Source organism: Paracoccus denitrificans, from assembly GCF_900100045.1.
Classification (GTDB): domain Bacteria; phylum Pseudomonadota; class Alphaproteobacteria; order Rhodobacterales; family Rhodobacteraceae; genus Paracoccus; species Paracoccus denitrificans.
The window spans coordinates 1-7,420 of sequence record NZ_FNEA01000066.1; the positions used below are offsets into that span (position 1 = coordinate 1).

The 7,420-nt window shown below is 65.0% G+C and carries 5 protein-coding genes and 3 pseudogenes; 6 read left to right on the forward strand and 2 right to left on the reverse strand.

The window, feature by feature from the left end:
• A pseudogene (locus BLT64_RS25405) lies at positions 1 to 247 on the reverse strand (IS110 family transposase); the annotation flags it as partial.
• A gap of 271 nt (positions 248 to 518) precedes the next feature.
• Between BLT64_RS25405 and BLT64_RS25410 the strand changes: the two are divergent.
• Positions 519 to 953, forward strand: a pseudogene (locus BLT64_RS25410) (IS66 family transposase); the annotation flags it as partial.
• 21 nt (positions 954 to 974) lie between these two features.
• A pseudogene (locus BLT64_RS25415) lies at positions 975 to 1,277 on the forward strand (transposase); the annotation flags it as partial.
• Between the two features lies 1 nt (position 1,278).
• On the opposite strand, the gene BLT64_RS25420 reads toward BLT64_RS25415, so the two are convergent.
• Positions 1,279 to 2,313: a LacI family DNA-binding transcriptional regulator gene (locus BLT64_RS25420; RefSeq protein WP_011747345.1), complete on the reverse strand. Its 1,035-nt coding sequence runs from the start codon at positions 2,311 to 2,313 to the stop codon at positions 1,279 to 1,281.
• A gap of 206 nt (positions 2,314 to 2,519) precedes the next feature.
• Here BLT64_RS25420 and sauS point away from each other — a divergent pair, with 206 nt between their 5' ends.
• The 4 genes from sauS to BLT64_RS25440 form a co-directional block, all read left to right on the forward strand.
• Positions 2,520 to 3,929: an acylating sulfoacetaldehyde dehydrogenase gene (sauS, locus tag BLT64_RS25425; RefSeq protein WP_011747344.1), complete on the forward strand. Its 1,410-nt coding sequence runs from the start codon at positions 2,520 to 2,522 to the stop codon at positions 3,927 to 3,929.
• The gene (locus BLT64_RS25430; protein WP_011747343.1) at positions 3,926 to 5,452 is read left to right on the forward strand and encodes an AMP-binding protein; all 1,527 of its coding nucleotides are present in this window, start codon (positions 3,926 to 3,928) and stop codon (positions 5,450 to 5,452) included. The genes sauS and BLT64_RS25430 overlap by 4 nt, the downstream gene beginning before the upstream one ends.
• A gap of 157 nt (positions 5,453 to 5,609) precedes the next feature.
• On the forward strand, positions 5,610 to 6,914 hold the full coding sequence (locus BLT64_RS25435) for an MFS transporter (RefSeq protein ID WP_011747342.1): 1,305 nt from the start codon (positions 5,610 to 5,612) through the stop codon (positions 6,912 to 6,914).
• Between the two features lie 196 nt (positions 6,915 to 7,110).
• Positions 7,111 to 7,420: thiamine pyrophosphate-binding protein (locus BLT64_RS25440; protein WP_254777254.1), on the forward strand; the 310-nt coding region annotated here is incomplete at its 3' end.

Below are 7,420 nucleotides of genomic sequence, written 5' to 3' on the forward strand. Positions count from 1 at the left end.
ATGGCTTGACGTAGCTGGGTGGGATGAGCCGCACATCGTGGCCGAGCTGCTGGATCGCGCGGCCCCATTCATGAGCGCTGGCGCATGCCTCCATAACGACCACGCAACGCGGCTGCGCCGACAGGAACGGAAGCATTTGAGCTCGGGTCAACCGCTTCCTGAACGCGACGCTGCCGTCGATGTGTGCTCCGTGCGCGTGGAAGACGCGCTTCGCCAGATCGATGCCGATGATGGTGGCGTTGTTCATGTCCTTCCTCCTCTTCACCGCAGCTCATCCTGCTACTGCCACTGTGCCACGCCTCGGCACGGCGGGAGGGGCATCCACTCCATCAACTTTTGAGAAGGAAGGAGCATCATGAGCAAGACGACGAGCAAGTTTTCCCCTGAGGTGCGCGGACGTGTGGGGCGGATGGTTCTCGACAGCGAAGCCTGCTCGATCTGCTCGAACCGATCGGGAACATCCCGCCGGCCGAAGCCGAGGCGCGGCTCTGGAAACTGAACCCATGGCCGCGTAACTAGCCAGAATCAGCCTCCGGAAAACCCGGAGCGGTTCAGAAGACCTGCACAACTGGCTGCGTTCCGAGCGCGCCAGGATGCCGAAGTACAACCCTGTCGCCAAAGCTATAAGCTACATGTTCGAGGAACCCGACCGATGGAAGGCCTTCACTCGTTTCCTCGACGACGGCCGGATTTGCCTGACGAACAATACCTCCGAACGGGCGTTGCGGGGCGTTGCCCTCGGGAGAAAGGCTTGGCTCTTCGCCGGTTCGCCCGCGGTGGCGACCGTGCCGCCTTCATCTATTCCCTGATCGTAACCGCCAGGATGAACGACGTCGACCCGCCAGGCTTGGCTTGCCGATGTTCCGGCCCAACTGCCCGATACACCGCTGTCGCGCTTGCCAGAACTACTGCCGTGGAACTGGAAGCGCACCCTGAGCGCCAAAGCTGCGTAACCACGGGCTACGACGGATGGTTACCGTTCAAGGGAGCTGGATCAAGCCGTTCTGGTCGCCGACCGGGGCTATGATTCTGATGAAATTCGAGAAGATATCGAGAGCCGCAACGCCCTGCCGATGATACCGATGCGAAGGAACCGAAAGCTGCGCAAGGCTGTCGACATGACCATCTACACCCTGCGCAACATGGTCGAACACTGCTTCAACAAGCTAAAGAACAGCCGCCGGATAGCAACCCGCTACGACAAAACCGCAGACAGCTTCCTGAGCTTCGTCGATGTTGCCTGCATCAGGCTATGGCTTCGCCATTTGTCGACATGACCTACACGATCGACTCGGACAGTTCGACCGCAATCGCTGTGCTGCTACGCATGATCAGTTCCAATTCAATTCTGCTGTGAACCATGTAATTGGGGTCGGACTTTCCAATCATTGTAATAATCTCTCGCCCCGCCGTGGCCCCCAATTTCTGCGCGGGAATGCGCACCGTGGTCAGTGCCGGCTCCATCTGCGCCGAGCCGGCGAAGTCGCCGATGCCGATCACCGACAGGCTGGCGGGAATGGCGATCCCCAGCCGCGCCGCCGCATAGATCGCCCCCTGCGCGATCACGTCATTGGCGCAAAGCAAGGCGCTCGGCCGGTCCTTTCCAGCCAGCAACTCCAGGCAGGCGGCCTTGGCCTGGGCGATGCTATAGGGCACCTCGACCTGCCAGCGGTCTTGCAACACGATGCCGGCGGCGCGGAAAACAGCCGTCGCCGCCGTCTTGCGGTCCCGTGCCCGGTCGTTGTCGAAGGTCGTGGGAAAGACCATGCCGATGCGGCGATGCCCCAGTGCGATCAAATGCTCGGCTGCCATCCGCCCCGCCTCGCGGTTGTCCACCCCGATGCAGGGCAGCGCCGAATCCGGCAGGTAGTTCCAGAGCGCCAGCAGCGGCACGCGCTGTTCCGCGATCAGTCGGAAGGTGCCGGCGCTGTGATCCAGCCCGACCACCGCCAGCGCATCGACGCGATGTTCCAGCAATTTGCGGACCAGTCGGTATTCAGCGTCCAGATCATAACCATGCGAGGCCAGCAGCAGGGTAAAACCCTGCTCGCTGACCGTGTCGTTAAAAGCCTGGACCACCTCGGCAAAGATGGTGTTGGCGACCGTCGGCACCACCAGGCCGATAGTGGCGCTGCGCTTGCCATGCATGGCCTGTGCGGCGCGATTGCGGATATAGCCGGATTTCTCGATCGCCAGTTCGACCTTCTTGCGGGTCGCCGGATGCACCAGGTCGGGGTGATTCATCACCCGCGACACCGTCGCCGGTGAAACGCCTGCAAGGTTTGCAACGAAAACAATATCTGGCTTAATCATAAGATTTTCCACGGATATTTTTGATAATTATAGAATTTAATGAAAACAGTTGCAAGACTGTTTTCATGACCTAGGGTCGAAGACCACGGCAAGAGGAAGCCGTACCAGTCCAACATTGCAGACATGGCGAGACCCGGTTTTCCGGGCTGCCTACCCATTCACCTTCTCGGCAGGCGGCCTGCCGGGAGCAGGAGCAAGTGACAGGTATGAACATCTCGAACGATATTCTTTCGGTCGACGCGGCGATGGTGCGGGCGCGCAGCGCACAGGCCGGATACGAGGCGGGGGGTAGCCAGCGCCGCTATGATCGGGCTGCCCTTGCCGCCGGCTGGGCCATCATGCAGCCCGAACGCAACCGGCAGCTGGCGGAACTCGCGGTCCGCAGCACCGGGCTGGGCAATGTCGTCGACAAGATCGTCAAGAACCACCGCAAGACCCTGGGCCTGCTGCGCGACATCCGCGACGTGGCCACCCATGGCATCCTGTCCGACGACCCCGAGACCGGCATCACCGAGATCGCCCGGCCCATCGGCGTGATCGGCGCGGTCGTGCCCTCGACCAACCCGGCGGCGACGCCGGCCAACAACATCATCAACGCGCTGAAATGCGGCAATGCCATCCTGCTGTCGCCCTCGCCCAAGGGGGTGGCCTGCTGCGAGATGCTGCTGGGCTTCATCCATGCCGAATTCGACCGCATCGGCGAGGATCGCGAGCTGGTGCAGATGCTGCCCGGCCATGGCAGCAAGGCCAAGACCCAGCGCCTGCTGGAGACCGCCGATCTGGTGGTGGTGACCGGCAGCCAGGACAACGTGCGCCGCGCCTATCAAAGCGGCACCCCCGCCATCGGCGTCGGCGCCGGCAATGTCGCGGTTATCGTGGACGAGACCGCCGACCTGGCGGCTGCCGCGGGCAAGATCGCCGCCTCCAAGACCTTCGACAACGCCACCTCCTGCTCGTCGGAAAACGCACTGATCGTGGTCGATGCGGTCTACGACGCCTTCCTGGCGGCGCTGGCGGCGGAGGGCGGCGCGGTCCTGCCGCCGTCCGAAGCGCCGGGGATCGTCGCCCGGCTCTGGCAGGACGGGCACATGAACCGCGAGATCATCGCCCAGGATGCCGAGGTGATGATCGACAGGCTGGGGCTGGCCGGCAAGGTGCCGCCCGGCACCCGGCTGATCGCGGTCGAGACCGAGGGCATCGGCCCCGACCATCCGCTGTCGGGCGAAAAGCTCAGCCGCATCGCCGCGCTCTACCGCGCCCGCGATTTCGGCCATGCGGCGGAACTGGCGCGGCGCATCCTGCTGCATCAGGGGGCGGGCCATTCGGTCGGGCTGCATTCGCGGGACGCGGATCGCCCGCTGGCGCTTGGCCGCGAATTGCCGGTCTGCCGGGTCATCGTCAATCAGGCGCATTGCTTCGCCACCGGCGGCGCCTTCGACAACGGGCTGCCCTTTTCGCTGTCGATGGGCTGCGGCAGCTGGGGCGGCAATTCCATCGACACCAACCTGAACTGGCGGCATTTCATGCAGCGCACCCGCGTCGTGCGTCCGATCCCGCCGCGCGAACCGGCGCTGGACGAGATCTTTGGCGAATACTGGCAGGAGGTCGGGCAATGAGGCTTGACCCGCATCACTCGCCGCAAGGCACCGTCCGCGACTGGCTCGACATCCGCGCCACCGAACGGGGCGACGCCACCAGCCACATCTTCCCCGGCGACGGCGGCGCGCTGACCTGGCGCGAGCTGCAGGGTGAGGCCGCCCGCATCGCCGGGCACCTGGCCGGGCTGGGACTGTCCTGCGGCGACAGCGTGGCGCTGATGTTGCCCAATGGCCGCAATGCGGTGCTGGGCCTGTTCGGCGCGCTATACGGGGGTTTCCGCGCCACGATGATCAACCTGGTCGCCGGAGCCGAGGCCGTCGGCTATGCGCTGTCGCATTCCGGCGCCCGGGCGCTGCTGCTGGATCCCGGCCAGCGCGGGCTGCTCGACAGCGCGCTGGCCGCCCATCCCGCCGAACCCATGGTCATCGAGGCCGGGGTGGGCTTCCGCTGGCCCGCCGGCTGCGAACCGGCGGCGCCGCATCCGCATGGCGCCGAGGATGACGCGCTGCTGATGTACACCTCGGGCACCACCGGCCGGCCCAAGGGGGTAGTGCACAGCCATGCCAGCCTGCTGGCCGGCGGCTGGACCACGGCGCTGGCGCATGAGTTGCAGCCCGAGGATCGGGCGCTCTGCGTGCTGCCGATCTATCACATCAACGGGCTTTGCGTGACCATCCTGGCGCCGCTGCTCTCGGGCGGCTCGGTGGTGGTCTGCGAGCGATTCTCGGCCAGCCAGTTCTGGGGCCTCTGCGAACGGCACGGGGCAAGCTGGTTCTCTGTCGTGCCGACGATCATCTCGCATCTGTTGCATGGCGAGGGCGAGCCGTCGCCCCAGGCCCGGGCACGGCTGCGCTTCGGCCGCTCGGCCTCGGCGGCGCTGGCGCCCGAGGTGCAGTCGGGTTTCGAGGGCCGCTTCGGCATTCCCATCGTCGAGACCATGGGCCTGACCGAGACGGCGGCGCAGATCCTGTCGAACCCGCTGCCGCCGGGCCTGCGCAAGATCGGCTCGCCCGGCCGGGCGGTGGGCAACCAGGTGGCAATCCTGTCGCCCGACCTGCGCCCGCTGCCGCCGGGCGCCGAGGGCGAGATCGCCGTGCGCGGGCCCAATGTCATGCGCGGCTATCTGGGCGACCCGGTCGCGACCGCCGCCGCGCTGACCGCGGACGGCTGGCTGCGCTCCGGCGATTTGGGCCGGATGGACGAGGAAGGCTATGTCTTCGTCACCGGCCGCCTGAAGGAGCTGATCATCAAGGGCGGCGAGAACATCGCCCCGCGCGAGATCGACGAGGCGCTCTATACCCATCCCGACGTGATCGAGGCCGCGGCCTTCGCCCGCAAATGCGCCCGCTACGGCGAGCGGGTCGAGGCGGCCGTCACCCTGCGCCCCGGCTCGGCGCTGCAGCCGCCCGAACTGATCTCGATCTGCGAGGAGCGGCTGGGGGCGTTCAAGTCACCCGAGGTGATCCACCTGATGGCCGAGCTGCCCAAGGGCCCCTCGGGCAAGATCCAGCGCCTGAAGCTGGCGCAGCTGACGCAATAGCGCCCAAGGGGCAGGAAGGAGGCCTCATTTCCCAAGAATACGGCCCGGCGCCAAAAGCTCGAAGACCCGTCGGAGGAGGACGGGACTTCAACAGGGAACCGTGCAACGGGCCGCAGACGGACGTGCCACCACATCCAGCATAATCCAGGGAGGAGACATGCTAAGGCTTACCCGATTCAGGACGACGGACCGCGTTCTGTTCGTCATCTGCCTGATGTATCTGGTCACCTATATCGACCGGGTGAACATCAGCACCGCTGCCCCCGCCATGCAGGCCGAACTGGGCCTGACGAATTTCGAGCTCGGGCTGGCGTTTTCCGCTTTCGCCTATCCCTATGCGCTGTTCCAGATTCTCGGCGGCCGCCTGGGCGACCGGCTGGGGCCGCACAAGACGCTGATCATCTGCGGCACGGTCTGGTCGGCCGCGACGGTGATGATCGGCTTCGTCGAGGGCGCGGTCTCGCTGATCATCGCGCGTGTGCTGCTGGGCATGGGCGAAGGCTCGGCCTTCCCGACCGCTACCCGGGCGCTGTCGAACTGGATGCCGGCCGAGAAGCGCGGCTTCGCGCAGGGCATCACCCATGCCTTTGCGCGCTTCGGCAACGCGTTGACGCCGCCGCTGATCGCTTTCCTGGTCATCGCGCTGTCCTGGCGGCATGCCTTCATCATCGTCGGCCTGATCAGCTTCCTGTGGGTGGCGCTGTGGTGGTGGTATTTCCGCGACGATCCCCGCAGCCACAAGGGCATCACCCCCGAAGAGCTGGAGACCCTGCCCGACCAGAAGATCGTGGGCGAGCGCAAGACCCTGCCCTGGGGCCGGCTGCTCAAGCGCATGCTGCCGGTGACGATCACCGATTTCTGCTATGGCTGGACGCTGTGGCTGTTCCTGAACTGGATCCCGTCCTATTTCCTGCACCAGCACGAGCTGGACCTGAAGAAATCCGCCATCTTCGCGGCCGGCGTCTTCTTGGCCGGGGTAGTGGGCGACCTGGCGGGCGGCTGGCTCAGCGACGGCATCCTGCGCCGCACCGGCAATGTCGCCCTGGCGCGGATCAGCGTCATCATCCTGGGTTTCCTCGGCGCATTCGCCTGCATGCTGCCGGTGATGTTCTCGACCGATCTGGTGACGGTGGCGATCAGCCTCAGCGCGGCCTTCTTCTTCGCCGAGCTGATCGTGGCGCCGATCTGGGCCACGCCGATGGACATCGCACCGCAATATTCGGGCACCGCCAGCGGCTTCATGAACTTCGGCTTCGGACTGGCCGGGATGATCTCGCCCATCGTCTTCGGGCTGATCATCGACCTGACCGGACGCTGGGATCTGCCCTTCGCGGCCTCGCTGGTCCTGCTGCTGCTGGGCGCGGCCTGCGCGCTGCTGATCCGCCCCGACCGCCCCTTCCGCGACGATGACGACGAGGATCTGGACTGTGCCCCGCAACTGGCCAGCGCGGTGTCGAAATGACGAGAGGCCTGCCCTGCCGGGCAGGTCCGATCCCCGCCGCTAAGGCAAGCAGCGCGCGAAAGTTAGCCTGGAACAGGTTCGATCAATACCGGAACCGATACGAAATGTCTTTTTTAGTCGGCATGTCTCGGATTTGATTCGACAACGAATTTTGCGCGCAGCGATAGGCTAATTGACTGAAAACAAGGAAAATAAAATGCGAATGACGACTGAGGAGTCTTTTGTCAAAACCCTTCAATTGCACGGGATCGAGCATGCCTTTGGCATTATCGGCTCTGCGATGATGCCTGTTTCGGACCTGTTTCCGCGGGCCGGGATCACGTTCTGGGACTGTGCGCATGAGACGAATGCCGGGATGATGGCGGACGGTTTCACGCGCTCGACGGGGCGGATGTCGATGGCGATCGCGCAGAACGGTCCCGGGGTGACGGGGTTCGTGACGCCGGTCAAGACGGCCTACTGGAACCACACGCCCTTGCTTCTGGTGACGCCGCAGGCGGCGAACC

What these genes read in the sequence shown, in the direction of transcription:
- BLT64_RS25420 (WP_011747345.1), bottom strand. Translation starts at nt 2,313, where the DNA reads ATGATTAAGCCAGATATTGTTTTCGTTGCAAACCTTGCAGGCGTTTCA.
- sauS (WP_011747344.1), top strand. Translation starts at nt 2,520, where the DNA reads ATGAACATCTCGAACGATATTCTTTCGGTCGACGCGGCGATGGTGCGG.
- BLT64_RS25435 (WP_011747342.1), top strand. Translation starts at nt 5,610, where the DNA reads ATGCTAAGGCTTACCCGATTCAGGACGACGGACCGCGTTCTGTTCGTC.
- BLT64_RS25430 (WP_011747343.1), top strand. Translation starts at nt 3,926, where the DNA reads ATGAGGCTTGACCCGCATCACTCGCCGCAAGGCACCGTCCGCGACTGG.